Genomic DNA, 16,026 nt, shown 5'->3' with positions numbered 1-16,026 from the left:
CCTTACACCACCATCGACACCGCCAACGGCAGGAACACCGCCGTGGCCACGCCCATCAGACTCATCGCCAGCGCCGCGAAGGCGCCGCACTCATCACTCTCCTGCAACGCCACCGACGTGCCGACCGCATGGGCGGTCATACCCAGCGCCATGCCGCGCGCCTCCGGGCTGTGCACGCCAAGACGGGTCAGCAGTGCCGGGCCGAAGATCGCCCCGATCACCCCGGTGATCAGTACGAACACCGCCGCCAGCGCCGCGACGCCACCGATCTGCTCGGCCACCAGCATGGCAATCGGCGAGGTCACCGACTTCGGCGCCATGGTCATCAGAATCATGTGCTCGGCGCCGAACCACCAGCCCAGCGCCACGCCCATTCCGGTTGCCACCACCCCGCCTATCACCAGCGTAGTAAATATCGGCCAAAACAATTGTCGAATGCGCCGCAGATTCAGATACAGCGGCACCGCCAGCGCCACCGTCGCCGGGCCGAGCAGGATGCTCAGGATTTCCGTGCTCTTGCGGTACTCGGCGTAGGTCACGCCACAACCGACCAGCACGCCAATCACCAGCAACATGGAGACCAGCACCGGCTGCAGAAAGATCCAGCGGGTTTTCTCGAACGCTGCCAGCACCAGTTGATAGGCACCGAGGGTGATGCCGATGCCGAACAGCGGATGATGAATGACCGACGCCCACGCACCTTGCCAATCGAACAGCATCAGGACTCCTCCGCCGGCGGTGCGTGGCGTTTGACCAGACGCTGCATCAGCACACCGGCAAAGGCCATCGACAGGATCAGCGACAGCACCAGCGCGCCGACAATCGCCCAGAAATCCGCCGCAATCGCCGCGGCATAAACCATCACACCCACCGCTGGCGGCACCAGCAGCAACGGCAGGTAACGCAGCAGGCTGCCAGCGGCAAGGTTCAGCGGCTCACCGACTTCACCGCGAATGATCAGGAATCCCAGCAACAGCAGCAGACCGATGATCGGCCCCGGCAGCACCGGCAACAGCAAATGATTAAGCGCCGTGCCGAGCAATTGAAACAGCACCAGCAGGGTCAGGCCACGTAGCAACATCAGACATCTCTCCGCGCAAGTCGCCTGCATTATAAGCACGCCTGCGCTATGGATCGGCATTCGCCAAAAGCATGGTCGGTTGACCGCAGCAAATCGCCGTGATGATCTACAGTGGTTCGCAGGGCGGTCAAATCCTGCACCTGAAAAACTATAAAACCGATGAACCCAAGGAGAGTCTCAATGCCCTATGTTCCCGTTGCAGAGCTCAAAGATCATGTCGGCAAGGAACTCGGACGTTCCGAATGGCTCACCATCGATCAGGAGCGCATCAACCTGTTCGCCGAAGCCACCGGTGATTATCAGTTCATCCATGTCGACCCGGTCAAAGCCGCGCAAACGCCGTTTGGCAGCACCATCGCCCACGGTTTCCTGTCGCTGTCGCTGATGCCGAAACTGATGGAAGACATTCTGGTGCTGCCCGAAGGCGTGAAGATGGTGGTCAACTATGGCCTGGACAGCGTACGTTTCATTCAGCCGGTGAAGGTCGACTCGAAAGTCCGCTTGAAGGTCGATCTGGTTGAAGTCACCGAGAAAAAACCCGGTCAATGGTTGCTCAAAGCTATCGCGACCCTCGAGATAGAGGGCTCGGAGAAACCAGCGTATATTGCCGAACCGCTGTCGCTCTGCTTCGTCTGATCGCTGCGGATGCGAAGCAGCGCACGCTGTTTCGCGTCACCTCTCTATATATGCGACGCATAGCTGCGGCATACTCGGTCGCCTAATTGCCCGGATCCCGCTATGCGCTCACTTGCTTGTCTTGCACCCCTTGCCTTGACCCTGATGCTCACCGCTTGCGGCGACGGCGAATCGCTGTTGCCGCCGGATGCGCGCCTGCCGGACGGCGGACGCTATCGCGGCGAACTGGTCGATGGCTTGCTGCAAGGCCAGGGCCGCGTCGACTACCCCAACGGCAGCTGGTACGCCGGGCAGTTCGACAAGGGCCAGTGGCATGGTCAGGGCGAATGGCACGGCAGCAACGGCGAGGTTTATCGCGGCCAGTTCGTGCAAGGCCTGTTCGACGGTCAGGGCAGCCTGTCCACCAACGCCAGCAGCTACACCGGCGGCTTCAAACAGGGCCGGCGCGACGGCGAAGGCACGCTGAAAGAAAACGGCATGACCTACCGTGGCGAATTTCGCGCCGATCAGTATTCAGGGCTCGGCCGTCTGGAAATGGAGGACGGCAGCTCCTATCAGGGCCAGTTCGCCCACGGCAAACCCAACGGTGAAGGCCAGCGCGGCGATGCCAGCGGCAACTCGTTCACCGGCCACTTCGTTAACGGCCAGCTCGAAGGCAACGGCACCTTCAACAGCGCCGACGGCGACGTCTATGTCGGCGGTTTCAAGAACAATCAGTTGCATGGCAAGGGCCGCTACGAAAATGCCGACGGCGATGTCTGGCTCGGTCAGTTCAAGGAAGGCGCGCTGACTGGCAAGGGCGAACTGATCGGTGCGGATGGCAGCCATTACGTCGGTGTGTTCAATGACTGGCGCTTCACCGGCCAGGGCCGCTTGAACCTGTCTGACGGCAGCTTCTACATCGGTGGCTTCGACAACGACAGCTATTCCGGGCGCGGCACCCTGGTGCTGACCGATGGCAGCGTGCTCAGCGGCACCTGGATCAACGGCCAGCGCGTGCGTGACGCCGACGGCAAATTGCTGCCAGATACCCTCGAGCAGGGTCTGCTCGCCCAGGGTCGTTTGCTCGACGAAGCATTGACGGCAATTCCCGCCTCGACTCCGGCCGTCGAGCTGTACACCCTGACCCTCGGCGGCGATGGCAAGCAGAGCGTGTTTCTGCGCGAGTCCGACTTTGTCGCCAACATGCTCAACACGCGTTTTGGTGCCTTCGGCCAGATTCGTCTGGTCAACCATCGCGACCACCTTGGCGACCGGCCGATGGCCACCCGCGAAAACCTGCGCCGCGCCGCGCAAGCCCTGGCCGAACGCAGTGGCCCGGAAGACTTGCTGTTCATTTACCTGACCAGTCACGGCACCGCCGAGCATGAACTGGTGCTCGATCAGCCACGCATGGAGCTGGCCGACCTGCCCGCCGACGAACTCGCCGCGGTGCTGGCGCCACTGAAGCACCGTGACAAGATCATCGTGATTTCGTCGTGCTATTCCGGCGGTTTCATTCCAGCGCTGAAGGACGAACGCACGCTGATCATGACCGCCTCGCGCGCGGATCGGGTGTCGTTCGGCTGTTCTGAAGAAGCCAATTTCACCTACTTTGGCGACGCGTTGTTTGCCCAGGCGCTGAACCAGACCGATGATCTGGAGCAGGCTTTCAAACTGGCCAAGGCCACCGTCGCCGAGCGCGAGCTGGCGGATGGTTTCGAGGCTTCGGAGCCGCAGATCTGGGCGCCAAAAACCGTGTTGTCGCACTGGCAACTGCTGCGCAAACAGCAGGCCCGTAAAGCGTTGCAAAGTGCTGCGTTGAACGACGGGGCGACAAAAGGCAACTAAGCTGAACAGTATCAAGGGAGAGACACTATGTACTTGACGCCTCAGCACGTATTGCTTGCCGGAGCCACCGGACTGACCGGTGAACATCTACTCGATCGCCTGCTCAACGAGCCGACGATTTCTCGCGTGCTCGCCCCTTCGCGTCGACCCTTGGCGGAACATCCGCACCTGGAAAACCCGGTGGGCGACCCGCAGACGTTTCTGCCGCAACTGAGCGGGCGCGTCGATATCGCCTATTGCTGCCTCGGCACCACGATCAAGCAGGCGGGCTCGGAAGAAGCCTTTCGCGCGGTGGATCTGGACATGGTCGTGGCGTTCGCCAAGCGCGCGCGGGAAATGGGCGCGCGGCATCTGATCGTCATCAGCGCGATCGGTGCCGATCCGAAATCCTCGGTGTTCTACAACCGGGTCAAGGGCGAAATGGAACAGGCACTGCGCGCGCAGGACTGGCCGCAACTGACCATCTGCCGGCCTTCGCTGCTGCTCGGTGAGCGAGTCGAACCGCGCCTGGCCGAGCAACTGGCCGGGCCGTTGTCGAAGCTGATTCCAGGCAAGTATCGCGGCATCGAAGCCTGCCAACTGGCGCGGGCGATGTGGCGGCTGGCGCTGGAAGAGCAGGATGGGGTGCGGGTGATCGAGTCGGATGAGTTGCGCAAGCTCGGCAAATAATCTCCGGCGATCTCAGGAACGCCTTCGCGAGCAGGCTCGCTCCCACAGGGGCGAGCGCAAGCTTCAAAATGTGGGAGCCAGCCTGCTGGCGATGGAGTGCGCAGCACTCCCCTACAATCCGCCTGTTGCCTGAAATCCAACGCCAATCACAGTCAGCAGCGACAACGGCAACAACAGCGTATCGAGCAGAGCACTGGCCGGCAGGTCCACCCCGGGATAGCTCGGTGCCTCGGCGCCGAAGCGATCTTTCGCACAACAACCGCCATTGAGCGCATACCAATCCAGTCGCGTTCCGGAATACACCACCGGCGCACCCGGCTTGGCCGCATCCAGGGTGCGCGCCGTCGCGCAGCCGGTCAGTTGCAAGGCCAGCACCAGCGCCAGCAGCTTATTCATCGCTGCTCAAGTGATGCTCGCCCCAACGCGGCAGCATGTCTTGCGGGATGCCGAGCAGATTGAGAATCCGCGCCACGACAAAATCGATCAGGTCATCGATGGTCTGCGGCTGGTGATAGAAACCCGGCGACGCCGGCAGAATCGTCACGCCCATATTCGACAGCTTGAGCATGTGCTCCAGATGAATGCTCGAATAGGGCGCCTCGCGCGGCACCAGAATCAACTGGCGGCGCTCTTTCAGGGTGACGTCGGCGGCGCGCTCGATCAGATTGTTGCAGGCGCCCGTCGCAATGGCCGACAGCGTGCCGGTCGAACATGGCACCACGACCATCGCCGCCGGCGCACCGGAGCCGGAGGCCACCGGCGACATCCAGTCTTCCTTGCCGTACACGCGGATCTGCCCAGCGGCCGCTCCGGTGTATTCGGTGAGGAACGCCTGCATCATCTGCGGTTTGGCCGGCAGCGACACGTCGGTCTCGGTGGCCATCACCAGTTGCGCAGCCTTGGAGATCAGGAAGTGCACCTCGCGATCTTCACGCACCAGACAATCGAGCAGGCGCAAGCCGTACTGCGCGCCGGACGCGCCGGTCATCGCCAGGGTGATGCGCTCCGGGCCGCCGGCCTGTGAGTAACCGTTCATTGCAGCGCCTCGGCGAGTTTGCCGTGCAGACCGCCGAAACCACCGTTGCTCATGATCACCACATGCGTACCGGGCTGCGCCTGGCTCTTCACGCGTTCGATGATGCCCTCCAGCGAATCGCTGACAATCGACGGCACCGTGCACAGCGCGGCGGTCGCGGCCAGGTCCCAGCCAAGGTTGGCCGGGGCGTACCAGATCACCTGATCGGCATCGACCACGCTGTCCGGCAAACCGTCACGGTGCGCGCCGAGCTTCATCGAATTGGAGCGCGGCTCGATGATCGCGATCAGCGGCGCGTCGCCGATGCGCTTGCGCAGGCCATCGAGGGTGGTGGCGATGGCGGTCGGGTGGTGGGCAAAGTCGTCATAAATGGTGATGCCGCGAACTTCCGCGACCTTCTCCATGCGGCGTTTGACGTTTTTGAACGCGCTCAGACCGGCAATGCCCATCGACGGCACCACACCGACATGCCGCGCGGCTGCCAGCGCCGCCAGGGCGTTGGCGACGTTGTGTTGGCCGGTCAGCTCCCATTCGACGGTGCCTTGGGACACGCCTTCGAACATCACTTCGAAGGCCGAGCCGTCTTCGCTGAGCAGTTTGACCTGCCACTGACCGCCAGCACCCGTGGTCTGCACCGGGGTCCAGCAACCCATCTCGATCACCCGCTGCAACGCCGGCTCGGTGGTCGGATGGATGACCAGACCTTCGCTCGGGATGGTGCGTACCAAGTGATGAAATTGCCGCTCGATCGCCGGAAGATCCGGGAAGATGTCCGCGTGATCAAACTCAAGGTTATTCAGGATTGCGGTGCGTGGGCGGTAATGAACGAACTTCGAGCGCTTGTCGAAGAACGCGCTGTCGTATTCATCGGCCTCGATCACGAAGAACGGCGTACCGCCCAGCCGCGCCGACACGGAGAAATTCTGTGGCACGCCGCCGATCAGGAAACCCGGGCTCATGCCGGCGTGCTCCAGCACCCAGGCGAGCATGCTGCTGGTGGTGGTTTTGCCGTGGGTGCCGGCGACTGCCAGCACCCAACGACCTTGCAGCACATGATCAGCCAGCCACTGCGGGCCGGAGACGTACGGCAGGCCTTTGTTCAGCACGTATTCCACCGCCGGGTTGCCACGGGACATGGCATTGCCGATCACCACCAGATCCGGCGCCGGATCGAGCTGCGCCGGGTCGTAGCCTTGAGTCAGCTGAATGCCCTGGGCTTCGAGCTGCGTGCTCATCGGTGGATAGACGTTGGCGTCGGAGCCGGTCACATGATGGCCCAGCTCTTTGGCCAACACCGCCATCGAGCCCATGAAAGTCCCGCAGATACCCAGAATATGAATGTGCATAGTCGACCTCGTAAAACATGGCCGCAGGTTAGCGTAGGGAGGGGGAAATGGCACTCTTTAGCTGAAGTCTGCGCACGCGCAGGCTGCCACATCTCGGGTTCTTGATCGTTCCCACGCGCAGCAAAGGAATGCAGCTCGGGACGCTCTGCGTCCCAAAGCGGACGCAGAGCGTCCGGGGAGGCGTTACCACGCAGAGCGTGGAAACGATCAAGTTTGGCTCGATTATTCAGGTCCACGTAAATCGCCAGAACAACTCGATCAGTCCCCTCTCCCTCCGGGAGAGGGCCAGGGTGAGGGCTTTCAGCTGACACGCCGCTCAATCCCATGCTTGCGCAGCTTTCTATAAAGCGTATTTCGACTCACGCCCAATTGTTCAGCGGTACGGGTCATGTGCCAGCGGGTCTGCTCTAACGCATTAAGCAACGCAGAACGTTCAGCATCTTCCAGCGGTCGCTCGCAAGACTCCATCGCCACAACCACCGGCCGCACCTGCCGAATCATCCCCGGCAAATCCTCAATCCCGACCCGCCCCTCATCACACAGCGCCGCTAACGTGCGCAGCACATTGCGCAACTGCCGGACATTGCCCGGCCAGTCGAACGCCAGCAACGCCTGACGCGCCGGCTCTTCAATCACAATCGCCTCACCGCCTGCTTCTTCGGCCAGCAGAAAATCCAGCAACTGCGCCTTGTCACTGCGCTCACGCAACGCCGGCAGCGCCACTTCCAACCCATTCAAGCGGTAATACAAATCCTCGCGAAAACTGCCGTCCTCGACCCGCTCGAGCAAATTGCGGTGGGTGGCGCTGATGATTCGCACATTGACCGTCTCCGGTTCGCCGCCGAGCGGCACTACTTGGCGATCTTCCAGCACCCGCAGCAATCGGGTCTGCAGAGCCAGCGGCATGTCGCCGATTTCATCAAGGAACAAAGTGCCGCCATCGGCCTGCTGCAACTTGCCGCGCATGCCGTCCTTGCGTGCGCCGGTGAAGCTACCGCCGCGATAGCCGAACAGTTCGCTTTCGATCAGGCTTTCCGGGATCGCCGCGCAATTGAGCGCGACGAAGGCATTGTTCGCACGCTGGCTGGCCTGATGCACAGCCTTGGCAAAGGCTTCCTTGCCGCTGCCGGTCTCGCCGTTGATCAGCAGCGGCACGTCGCGCTCGAACACGCGCAGGGCTTTGCGGAAACTGGCTTGCAGCGCCTCGTCACCGAGGCAGATGCCGGGCAGGCGCGGCGCTTCGACGATTTTCGCCGGGGCCGGGATCGGCACTGGTTTGCGTGATTCGCCGCGCAGCACGGCAAACAGATGCCGGCCGTCTCGGGTGCGCAGCGGCCAACTGGCGCTGGCATTGGCGCTGGCACGAGCGAGCAGTTCATCCAGTGAGCAATCGAAAAACGCTTCGACCGGTTGGCCCAGCAAGCCGCCGCGAATATGCCCAAGCAGATTCAGTGCACTCTGGTTGACTGCGCTGATCCGCCCTTCCCCGTCAAACGCCAGCAAGCCTTCGCTGAACAGCCCGACCGACTCGGCCTGCAGATGAAAACGCAGCAACCATTGGTTATCGAAGCAGCGCAGGAAGTAGCAACTCTCGATCATCTTCGCCGACAGATTGACCAGCGCCATGGTGTGGAACTGGCTCTGGCGCGAAACGTCATGGCGCGCCGAAGACACATCAAGCACGGCGAGCAGTTCGCCGTGCGGGTCGAACACCGGGCTCGCCGAGCAGGTCAGCCCGGTGTGGCGGCCGCGAAAGTGTTCGTCTTGATGAATGGTCAGCGCCTGGCGCTCGACCAGGCAGGTGCCGATACCGTTGGTGCCTTCGCAGGCTTCGCTCCAGTCGGCGCCGAGCCAGAGCCCGGCGCGTTCGAAAATCTTGCGCTCGGCCGGCGCGGTGACGCAGTTGAGGATCACCCCGCGCGCATCGGTCAGCAGCACCGCGTGGCCGGCGCCGGACAGCTGTTGATGCAGGCTGCTCATTTCCGTGCCGGCGATTTGCAGCACTTGCTGCAGACGTTCGCGGCTTTCCAGCACCCGGCCATGCTCGAGCACGGTCGGCGCCATGGTCACAGAAGGATCGAGGTGATAGTCCTCAAGGCAACGCAGCCACGAACGGGCGATCGACGGGTCGGCACCGGGGCCATGCAAATGCGGCTTGCCCTGGGTGGCGGTGAGGACCTGGCGGGCATGGCGACTCAAATGGTTGTCGTGCATTTCTTATTGTTCTCCCCGAGGCTCGACGGCCCAATGCTGAGGTGACGCCCAGCATCCTCCAGGCACCGGCGCATTGCAATGCTGGCAAGACCGCCCGGTCACGGCTGTGCCAGAAACGGTACAAATTGTCACCGCAGCTGTACCGAAACCCTCACAGCAGCGCCCCGCTCGTCCGAGACAAACCGTGCAAGGCCTTGATTTGCCTGAGCTGCACGGCAATGGCCCGGCCCTTGCTCTACGCTTATAGCAAGCGCACTTGCGCGTTTCTCTAATAAGTACAAAGCCAAGGAGAACATCATCATGCGTTACGCTCATCCCGGTACTGACGGCGCCAAAGTCTCGTTCAAGAGCAAGTACGGTAACTACATCGGCGGCGAGTTCGTCGCGCCGGTCAAAGGTCAGTACTTCACTAATACCTCGCCAGTGAATGGCCAGCCGATTGCCGAATTCCCCCGCTCCACCGCCGAAGACATCGACAAGGCGCTGGACGCCGCCCACGCCGCCGCTGACGCGTGGGGCGCGACTTCGGTGCAGGCGCGCTCGCTGATTCTGCTGAAAATCGCCGACCGCATCGAAGCCAACCTCGAACTGCTGGCGATCACCGAAACCTGGGACAACGGCAAAGCCATCCGCGAAACGCTCAACGCCGACATTCCGCTGGCCGCCGACCACTTCCGCTACTTCGCCGGTTGCCTGCGCGCGCAGGAAGGCAGCGCTGCGGAAATCGACGGCAACACCGTGGCTTACCACATTCATGAACCGCTGGGCGTGGTCGGCCAGATCATTCCGTGGAACTTCCCGCTGCTGATGGCCGCGTGGAAACTTGCGCCTGCGCTGGCCGCCGGTAACTGCGTGGTACTCAAGCCCGCCGAGCAAACCCCGCTGGGCATCTGCGTGCTGATGGAGCTGATCGGCGACCTGCTGCCACCGGGCGTACTTAACGTTGTGCAAGGCTTTGGCAAAGAGGCTGGCGAAGCACTGGCGACCAGCAAACGCATTGCCAAGATCGCCTTCACCGGCTCGACCCCGGTCGGCTCGCACATCATGAAATGCGCGGCGGAAAACATCATTCCGTCCACCGTGGAACTGGGCGGCAAGTCGCCGAACATCTTCTTCGAAGACATCATGCAGGCCGAACCGAGCTTCATCGAAAAAGCCGCTGAAGGTCTGGTACTGGCGTTCTTCAACCAGGGCGAAGTGTGCACCTGCCCGTCCCGCGCGCTGGTGCAGGAATCGATCTACGACGAATTCATGCAGGCAGTGATGAAGAAAGTCAGCCAGATCAAACGCGGCGACCCGCTCGACACCGACACCATGGTCGGCGCTCAGGCATCCGAGCAGCAATTCGACAAGATCCTCTCCTACCTGGAAATCGCCAAGGGCGAAGGCGCGGAACTGTTGACTGGCGGCAAGGTGGAAAAACTCGAAGGCAGCCTGGCCACCGGTTATTACATCCAGCCGACCCTGCTCAAGGGCACCAACAAGATGCGCGTGTTCCAGGAGGAAATTTTCGGCCCGGTGGTGAGCATCACCACGTTCAAGGACGAAGCCGAAGCCCTGGCGATCGCCAACGACACCGAGTTCGGCCTCGGTGCCGGTCTGTGGACCCGCGACATCAACCGCGCCTATCGCATGGGCCGGGCGATCAAGGCCGGGCGCGTGTGGACCAACTGCTATCACCTGTACCCGGCGCATGCCGCGTTTGGTGGTTACAAGAAGTCCGGTGTTGGCCGTGAGACGCACAAAATGATGCTCGACCATTACCAGCAGACCAAGAACCTGCTGGTGAGCTACGACATCAATCCGTTGGGCTTTTTCTAAGCGGATGGGCGAGGCAGTGATCACTGCATCGCCCCTTGTATTTTTGCGAGCAGGCTCGCTCCCACAGGGCATTGCGTGCAACCACAAATCCACTGTGGGAGCGAGCCTGCTCGCGAAGGCGGCGGCACATCCAGCAAAGTTTCAGCTGACTTACCGCTTCATCAGCACGCCCGCCTACACCGGGCCAAAAACAATAAAAACAGGTAACTGCTTATGCCAAGCGATCATGCAAATCCGCAACCGGCGACCTCCTCCGTCGACTTCGAAAAAGTCGGCACCGACTACTTCCAACAACGCGAATTGAAAAAAGGCGCCGCCGGCTGGGTCCTGCTGGTGGGCCTGGGCGTTGCGTACGTGATCTCCGGCGACTACGCCGGCTGGAACTTCGGCCTCGCCCAGGGTGGCTGGGGCGGCATGTTTCTCGCCACGCTGCTGATGGCGACCATGTACCTGTGCATGTGCTTCTCCCTTGCCGAACTGTCTTCGATGATCCCCACCGCCGGTGGCGGTTACGGCTTTGCCCGCAGCGCGTTCGGGCCGTGGGGCGGATTTCTCACCGGCACCGCGATTCTCATCGAATATGCGATCGCGCCCGCCGCCATTGCGGTGTTCATCGGCGCCTACTGCGAGTCGCTGTTCGGTATCGGTGGCTGGGTGATCTATCTGGCCTTCTACATCATTTTTATCGCCATCCACATATTTGGGGTCGGCGAAGCGCTCAAGCTGATGTTCATCATCACCGCCGTCGCCGCGCTGGCATTGGGCGTGTTTCTAGTGGCGATGGTGCCGCATTTCGATGTCGCCAACCTGCTCGACATTCCGGTCACCACCGCTGCCGGCGCCAGCCCCTTCCTGCCGTTCGGCTACGTCGGCGTGTGGGCGGCGATTCCCTATGCGATCTGGTTTTTCCTCGCCGTCGAAGGCGTGCCGCTGGCGGCAGAAGAAACCAAGAATCCCAAACGCGACCTGCCGCGTGGCCTGATCGGTGCGATGCTGGTGTTGCTGATGTTTGCCCTGCTGATCCTGATCGTCGGCCCCGGCGGTGCGGGCGCCAACTCGCTGCTGACCTCTGGCAACCCGCTGGTCGAAGCACTGAGCAAAGCCTATGGCGGCTCGACCTGGATGGGCAGTTTCGTCAACCTTGTCGGCCTGGCCGGGCTGATCGCCAGTTTCTTCTCGATCATCTACGCCTACTCGCGGCAGATCTTCGCGCTGTCACGGGCCGGTTACCTGCCGCGCAAACTGTCGCAGACCAACAAAAGCAAGGCGCCGGTCCTGGCGCTGGTGATTCCCGGGATTATCGGCTTCGGGCTGTCATTGACTGGTCAAGGCGACCTGCTGATTCTGGTGGCGGTGTTCGGCGCGACCATTTCCTATGTGCTGATGATGGCCGCGCACATTACCTTGCGCATCCGCCGCCCCAAAATGGACCGGCCGTATCGCACGCCGGGCGGGATTTTCACTTCGGGCGTGGCGCTGGTCCTGGCGTGCATCGCCGTGGTGGCGGGCTTCCTCGTCGATCCACGGGTGGTGATCGGCGCGGCGATCATCTATGGAGTGTTAATTGCTTACTTTGCTTTCTACAGTCGGCATCACTTGGTAGCAGGCACGCCGGAAGAAGAATTCGCGGCGATTCAGAAAGCTGAACAAGCCTTGCACTGAATGTCGAAAACCACGGCGCAGAGTGTTCTGCGCCGTCACGGAGAACGCTGAATGGCCAGTTTTGCTCACACGGTCGGCGCGCAGACCTACCGCTTCGACAGCCTCAAAGACCTCATGGCCAAGGCCAGTCCGGCACGTTCGGGGGATTTTCTTGCCGAAATCGCCGCGCTCAATGACGGCGAACGCGTCGCCGCACAAATGGCCCTGGCTGACACCCCGCTCACGCATTTCCTGCAGGAAGCGCTGATTCCCTACGAGGCCGATGAAGTCACCCGCCTGATCATCGACACCCACGACAAGCAGGCCTTCGCGGTCGTCAGCCATCTGACCGTCGGTGGCTTTCGCGACTGGCTGCTCAGCGACGCCGCCGACGAAACCAGTCTGCGCCTGCTGGCCCCCGGCCTGACGCCGGAAATGGTCGCGGCGGTCTCGAAGATCATGCGCGTGCAGGATCTGGTGCTGGTCGCGCAAAAAATCCGCGTGGTAACGAAATTCCGCGGCACCCTTGGCTTGAAAGGTCGGCTGTCGACCCGCCTGCAACCCAACCACCCGACCGACGAGCCGTCCGGGATCGCCGCGAGCATTCTCGACGGCCTGCTCTACGGCAACGGCGACGCGATGATCGGCATCAACCCGGCCACCGACAGCATTGCTTCGATTTGCGCCATGCTGGAAATGCTCGATGCGATCATCCAGCGCTACGACATTCCGACCCAGGCCTGCGTGCTGACCCACGTCACCACCTCGATCGAGGCGATCAACCGTGGCGTGCCGCTGGACCTGGTGTTCCAGTCGATCGCCGGCACCGAAGCGGCGAATGCCAGTTTCGGCATCAATCTCAATGTCCTGCAGGAAGGTTACGACGCCGGGTTGAGCCTGAAGCGCGGCACCCTCGGGCAAAACCTGATGTATTTCGAAACCGGTCAGGGCAGCGCGCTGTCGGCCAATGCCCACCATGGCGTCGATCAACAGACCTGCGAGACGCGAGCCTATGCCGTGGCGCGGCATTTCAAGCCGTTTCTGGTGAACACGGTTGTAGGATTTATCGGCCCGGAATATCTGTACAACGGCAAACAGATCATCCGCGCCGGCCTCGAAGACCATTTTTGCGGCAAGTTGCTCGGCGTGCCGATGGGCTGCGACATCTGCTACACCAACCACGCCGAAGCCGATCAGGACGACATGGACACCCTGCTGACGCTCTTGGGTGTGGCCGGGATCAACTTCATCATGGGCATCCCCGGCTCCGACGACATCATGCTCAATTACCAGACCACCTCGTTCCACGACGCCCTCTACGCCCGGCAGACCCTGGGCCTGAAACCGGCGCCGGAGTTCGAGCAGTGGCTGGCGCACATGGGCATCTTCACGCAAGCCGATGGCAAGGTGCGCTTTGGCAACAATCTGCCACCGGCCTTCCGCCAGGCGCTGGCGCAATTGGGATGAATGGCATGGAAAAACCGCCTGTAGACCCGCAAAACCCGTGGCTGCAACTGCGCCGCCTGACCCCGGCACGCATTGCTCTGGGCCGCACCGGCACGAGCCTGCCGACCAGCGCCCAGCTGGATTTCCAGCTCGCCCATGCGCAGGCGCGCGATGCCGTGCACCTGCCGTTCGATCACGCCGGGCTCGGCACGCAGTTGCAGGAAGGCGGGCGCGACAGCCTGCTGCTGCACAGCGCGGCGCCGGATCGCAACACCTATCTGCAACGCCCGGACCTGGGCCGCAAACTCAGCGATGAGTCGGCGCAAACCTTGCGCGATTACGCCAGTGCCCATCCGGGCGGCGTCGATCTGGCGATTGTCGTCGCGGACGGCTTGTCAGCCTTGGCCGTGCATCGGCATACCTTGCCGTTTATCAAGCGCCTGGAAGATCAGATGAGCGCCGACGGCTGGTCGCTCGCGCCCGTGCTGCTGGTCGAACAGGGGCGCGTCGCCATCGGTGACGAAATCGGCCAATTGCTCGGGGCGAAAATGCTGGTGATGCTGATCGGCGAGCGCCCGGGCCTGAGTTCGCCGGACAGCCTCGGCCTGTATTTCACCTATGCGCCCAAGGTCGGCCTGACCGACGCTTACCGCAATTGCATCTCGAATGTTCGTCTGGAGGGACTGAGCTACGGCATGGCGGCGCATCGCCTGCTTTACCTGATGCGTGAAGCCTGTCGCCGGCAGCTGTCGGGGGTCAACTTGAAAGACGAAGCCCAGTTGCAGACGTTGGAGTCGGACGATGAGGTGAACATGAAAGGTAATTTCCTGCTCGATCCGCCGCCCGCCTGAACCGTTTCCGCATTGCCTTTCTGCGCTGGTTTCAGGCAGGATCGACGCACGGCCGCCAGGGTTTCCCATCGCCGTCAGAGCAGTTGAAGACAGCCACTTGAAGACGAGACCTATCATGCGGATTATTCAAGCGACCCTCGAACATCTGGATTTGCTGACCCCGTTGTTCGTCAAATATCGCGAGTTCTACGGTTCCCTGCCTTACCCGGATTCCTCCCGCGCCTTTCTCGAAAAGCGCCTGCGCCGCAAGGAATCGGTGATCTACCTGGCCCTGGCCGATGACGACGACAAGAAACTCATGGGGTTCTGTCAGCTCTACCCAAGCTTCTCCTCACTGTCGCTCAAGCGCGTGTGGATTCTCAACGACATCTATGTCGCCGAAGACGCCCGCCGACAACTGGTGGCGGACAACCTGATCCGCACCGCGAAAAAAATGGCCAAGGAAACCCAGGCCGTGCGCATGCGTGTCTCCACCAGCGCCGACAACGAAGTGGCGCAGAAAACCTACGAATCCATCGGGTTCAAGGAAGACACCGAGTTCAAGAACTACGTGTTGCCGATCAGCGACGAGCTCTGATCGCCACCGGCCAGGTGCTGAGGGAGCACGCTCCCTCGCCACACGTCGGGTCTGCCTGACAATTGATCACAGCCGACATTCCTCGCGACAAAAGCGACGCGCTTTTCGTCCCTCAGACCGTATAATCGCCAGCTTTCCGGCTTGTAAGAAAAACTACACCCCGCTGTAGGCTTACACGAAGTCATCCGCACAGGCCTGCCGAGTCGGGCCGCCATACAGGTGCCCCCATGGATTTCAACCCGCTCGACCTTATCCTGCATCTCGACGTTTATCTCGATTTGCTGGTGAACAACTATGGGCCATGGATCTACGCCATCCTGTTTCTGGTGATCTTCTGCGAAACCGGTCTGGTGGTGATGCCATTCCTGCCGGGTGACTCGCTGCTGTTCATTGCCGGCGCCGTCGCTGCGGGCGGTGGCATGGACCCGGTATTGCTCGGTGGTCTGCTGATGCTCGCGGCGATTCTCGGCGACAGCACCAACTATGTGATCGGGCGCACGGCCGGGGAAAAGCTGTTCAGCAATCCCAACTCGAAGATCTTCCGTCGCGACTACCTGCAAAAAACCCATGATTTCTACGACAAGCACGGCGGCAAGACCGTGACCATGGCGCGTTTCCTGCCGATCATCCGTACGTTTGCGCCGTTCGTCGCCGGCATCGCGCGCATGCCGTATCCGCGCTTTTTCGGTTTCAGCGTACTGGGCACGATCCTCTGGGTCGGCGGTCTGGTCACCCTCGGCTACTTCTTTGGCAACGTGCCGTTCATCAAGAAGAACCTGTCGCTGCTGGTGGTAGCGATCATTTTGCTGTCGCTGGTGCCGATGATCATCGGCGTAGTGCGCAGCCGTTTCGGCGGCACCAAAGCGCAATCGCACTAA

At 61.7% G+C, this 16,026-nt stretch carries 15 protein-coding genes; 9 read left to right on the top strand and 6 right to left on the bottom strand.

Annotated features, from left to right (window positions below; genetic code table 11):
* Positions 1–2: 2 nt before the first annotated feature.
* Both M0746_RS00435 and M0746_RS00430 read right to left on the bottom strand, forming a co-directional pair.
* Positions 3–719 (bottom strand): LrgB family protein, encoded by a 717-nt coding sequence (locus M0746_RS00435; RefSeq protein ID WP_093097985.1) that lies wholly within the window; start codon positions 717–719, stop codon positions 3–5.
* Positions 719–1,081 carry a CidA/LrgA family protein gene (locus tag M0746_RS00430; protein ID WP_203419627.1) on the bottom strand — a complete coding sequence of 121 codons (363 nt, stop codon included), beginning with the start codon at positions 1,079–1,081 and terminating at the stop codon, positions 719–721. The genes M0746_RS00435 and M0746_RS00430 overlap by 1 nt, the downstream gene beginning before the upstream one ends.
* Positions 1,082–1,261: 180 nt before the next feature.
* On the opposite strand from M0746_RS00430, the gene M0746_RS00425 reads away from it, so the two are divergent.
* The 3 genes from M0746_RS00425 (at position 1,262) to M0746_RS00415 (ending at position 4,216) form a co-directional block, all read left to right on the top strand.
* Entirely contained in the window at positions 1,262–1,717 is a 456-nt protein-coding gene (locus M0746_RS00425; RefSeq protein WP_090286645.1) for a MaoC family dehydratase, read from the top strand.
* A gap of 102 nt (positions 1,718–1,819) precedes the next feature.
* Entirely contained in the window at positions 1,820–3,547 is a 1,728-nt protein-coding gene (locus M0746_RS00420) for a C13 family peptidase (RefSeq protein WP_258447893.1), read from the top strand.
* 27 nt (positions 3,548–3,574) lie between these two features.
* A complete protein-coding gene (locus M0746_RS00415; protein WP_258447892.1) occupies positions 3,575–4,216 on the top strand; it encodes an oxidoreductase in 642 nt (213 codons plus the stop codon).
* Positions 4,217–4,327: 111 nt separating this feature from the next.
* On the opposite strand, the gene M0746_RS00410 is transcribed toward M0746_RS00415, so the two are convergent.
* The 4 genes from M0746_RS00410 to M0746_RS00395 form a co-directional block, all read right to left on the bottom strand.
* The gene (locus tag M0746_RS00410; RefSeq protein ID WP_258447891.1) at positions 4,328–4,612 is read right to left on the bottom strand and encodes a YceK/YidQ family lipoprotein; all 285 of its coding nucleotides are present in this window, start codon (positions 4,610–4,612) and stop codon (positions 4,328–4,330) included.
* Entirely contained in the window at positions 4,605–5,252 is a 648-nt protein-coding gene (ubiX, locus tag M0746_RS00405; protein ID WP_258447890.1) for a flavin prenyltransferase UbiX, read from the bottom strand. Before ubiX ends, M0746_RS00410 begins: the two co-directional genes overlap by 8 nt.
* A complete protein-coding gene (gene mpl / locus M0746_RS00400) occupies positions 5,249–6,598 on the bottom strand; it encodes a UDP-N-acetylmuramate:L-alanyl-gamma-D-glutamyl-meso-diaminopimelate ligase (protein ID WP_064364045.1) in 1,350 nt (449 codons plus the stop codon). Before mpl ends, ubiX begins: the two co-directional genes overlap by 4 nt.
* A gap of 300 nt (positions 6,599–6,898) precedes the next feature.
* Entirely contained in the window at positions 6,899–8,812 is a 1,914-nt protein-coding gene (locus tag M0746_RS00395; protein ID WP_258447889.1) for a sigma-54-dependent Fis family transcriptional regulator, read from the bottom strand.
* Positions 8,813–9,112: 300 nt separating this feature from the next.
* Here M0746_RS00395 and exaC point away from each other — a divergent pair, with 300 nt between their 5' ends.
* The 6 genes from exaC to M0746_RS00365 all read left to right on the top strand — a co-directional run bounded on the left by exaC (position 9,113) and on the right by M0746_RS00365 (position 16,026).
* Positions 9,113–10,633 carry an acetaldehyde dehydrogenase ExaC gene (exaC, locus tag M0746_RS00390; protein ID WP_090286659.1) on the top strand — a complete coding sequence of 507 codons (1,521 nt, stop codon included), beginning with the start codon at positions 9,113–9,115 and terminating at the stop codon, positions 10,631–10,633.
* A gap of 213 nt (positions 10,634–10,846) precedes the next feature.
* Positions 10,847–12,295 carry an ethanolamine permease gene (gene eat / locus M0746_RS00385; protein WP_258447888.1) on the top strand — a complete coding sequence of 483 codons (1,449 nt, stop codon included), beginning with the start codon at positions 10,847–10,849 and terminating at the stop codon, positions 12,293–12,295.
* Positions 12,296–12,346: 51 nt separating this feature from the next.
* Positions 12,347–13,741 (top strand): ethanolamine ammonia-lyase subunit EutB, encoded by a 1,395-nt coding sequence (locus tag M0746_RS00380; RefSeq protein ID WP_258447886.1) that lies wholly within the window; start codon positions 12,347–12,349, stop codon positions 13,739–13,741.
* Positions 13,738–14,571 (top strand): ethanolamine ammonia-lyase subunit EutC, encoded by an 834-nt coding sequence (gene eutC / locus M0746_RS00375; RefSeq protein WP_446731284.1) that lies wholly within the window; start codon positions 13,738–13,740, stop codon positions 14,569–14,571. The genes M0746_RS00380 and eutC overlap by 4 nt, the downstream gene beginning before the upstream one ends.
* 115 nt (positions 14,572–14,686) lie before the next feature.
* Complete coding sequence (locus M0746_RS00370; protein ID WP_007958617.1) at positions 14,687–15,148, top strand: GNAT family N-acetyltransferase; 462 nt, start codon at positions 14,687–14,689, stop codon at positions 15,146–15,148.
* Positions 15,149–15,375: 227 nt separating this feature from the next.
* Positions 15,376–16,026 (top strand): DedA family protein, encoded by a 651-nt coding sequence (locus M0746_RS00365; RefSeq protein WP_093097959.1) that lies wholly within the window; start codon positions 15,376–15,378, stop codon positions 16,024–16,026.

It is taken from the genome of Pseudomonas sp. S11P7 (assembly GCF_023195435.1).
Classification (GTDB): Bacteria; Pseudomonadota; Gammaproteobacteria; order Pseudomonadales; family Pseudomonadaceae; genus Aquipseudomonas; species Aquipseudomonas fluorescens_G.
Note: the sequence above shows the minus strand (reverse complement) of the source record. Positions and strands in the feature narration are given on the sequence as shown.

What these genes read in the sequence shown, in the direction of transcription:
- mpl (WP_064364045.1), bottom strand. Translation starts at nt 6,598, where the DNA reads ATGCACATTCATATTCTGGGTATCTGCGGGACTTTCATGGGCTCGATG.
- M0746_RS00410 (WP_258447891.1), bottom strand. Translation starts at nt 4,612, where the DNA reads ATGAATAAGCTGCTGGCGCTGGTGCTGGCCTTGCAACTGACCGGCTGC.
- M0746_RS00430 (WP_203419627.1), bottom strand. Translation starts at nt 1,081, where the DNA reads ATGTTGCTACGTGGCCTGACCCTGCTGGTGCTGTTTCAATTGCTCGGC.
- M0746_RS00365 (WP_093097959.1), top strand. Translation starts at nt 15,376, where the DNA reads ATGGATTTCAACCCGCTCGACCTTATCCTGCATCTCGACGTTTATCTC.
- eat (WP_258447888.1), top strand. Translation starts at nt 10,847, where the DNA reads ATGCCAAGCGATCATGCAAATCCGCAACCGGCGACCTCCTCCGTCGAC.
- ubiX (WP_258447890.1), bottom strand. Translation starts at nt 5,252, where the DNA reads ATGAACGGTTACTCACAGGCCGGCGGCCCGGAGCGCATCACCCTGGCG.
- M0746_RS00395 (WP_258447889.1), bottom strand. Translation starts at nt 8,812, where the DNA reads ATGCACGACAACCATTTGAGTCGCCATGCCCGCCAGGTCCTCACCGCC.
- M0746_RS00425 (WP_090286645.1), top strand. Translation starts at nt 1,262, where the DNA reads ATGCCCTATGTTCCCGTTGCAGAGCTCAAAGATCATGTCGGCAAGGAA.
- exaC (WP_090286659.1), top strand. Translation starts at nt 9,113, where the DNA reads ATGCGTTACGCTCATCCCGGTACTGACGGCGCCAAAGTCTCGTTCAAG.
- M0746_RS00380 (WP_258447886.1), top strand. Translation starts at nt 12,347, where the DNA reads ATGGCCAGTTTTGCTCACACGGTCGGCGCGCAGACCTACCGCTTCGAC.
- eutC (WP_446731284.1), top strand. Translation starts at nt 13,738, where the DNA reads ATGAATGGCATGGAAAAACCGCCTGTAGACCCGCAAAACCCGTGGCTG.
- M0746_RS00370 (WP_007958617.1), top strand. Translation starts at nt 14,687, where the DNA reads ATGCGGATTATTCAAGCGACCCTCGAACATCTGGATTTGCTGACCCCG.
- M0746_RS00420 (WP_258447893.1), top strand. Translation starts at nt 1,820, where the DNA reads ATGCGCTCACTTGCTTGTCTTGCACCCCTTGCCTTGACCCTGATGCTC.
- M0746_RS00435 (WP_093097985.1), bottom strand. Translation starts at nt 719, where the DNA reads ATGCTGTTCGATTGGCAAGGTGCGTGGGCGTCGGTCATTCATCATCCG.
- M0746_RS00415 (WP_258447892.1), top strand. Translation starts at nt 3,575, where the DNA reads ATGTACTTGACGCCTCAGCACGTATTGCTTGCCGGAGCCACCGGACTG.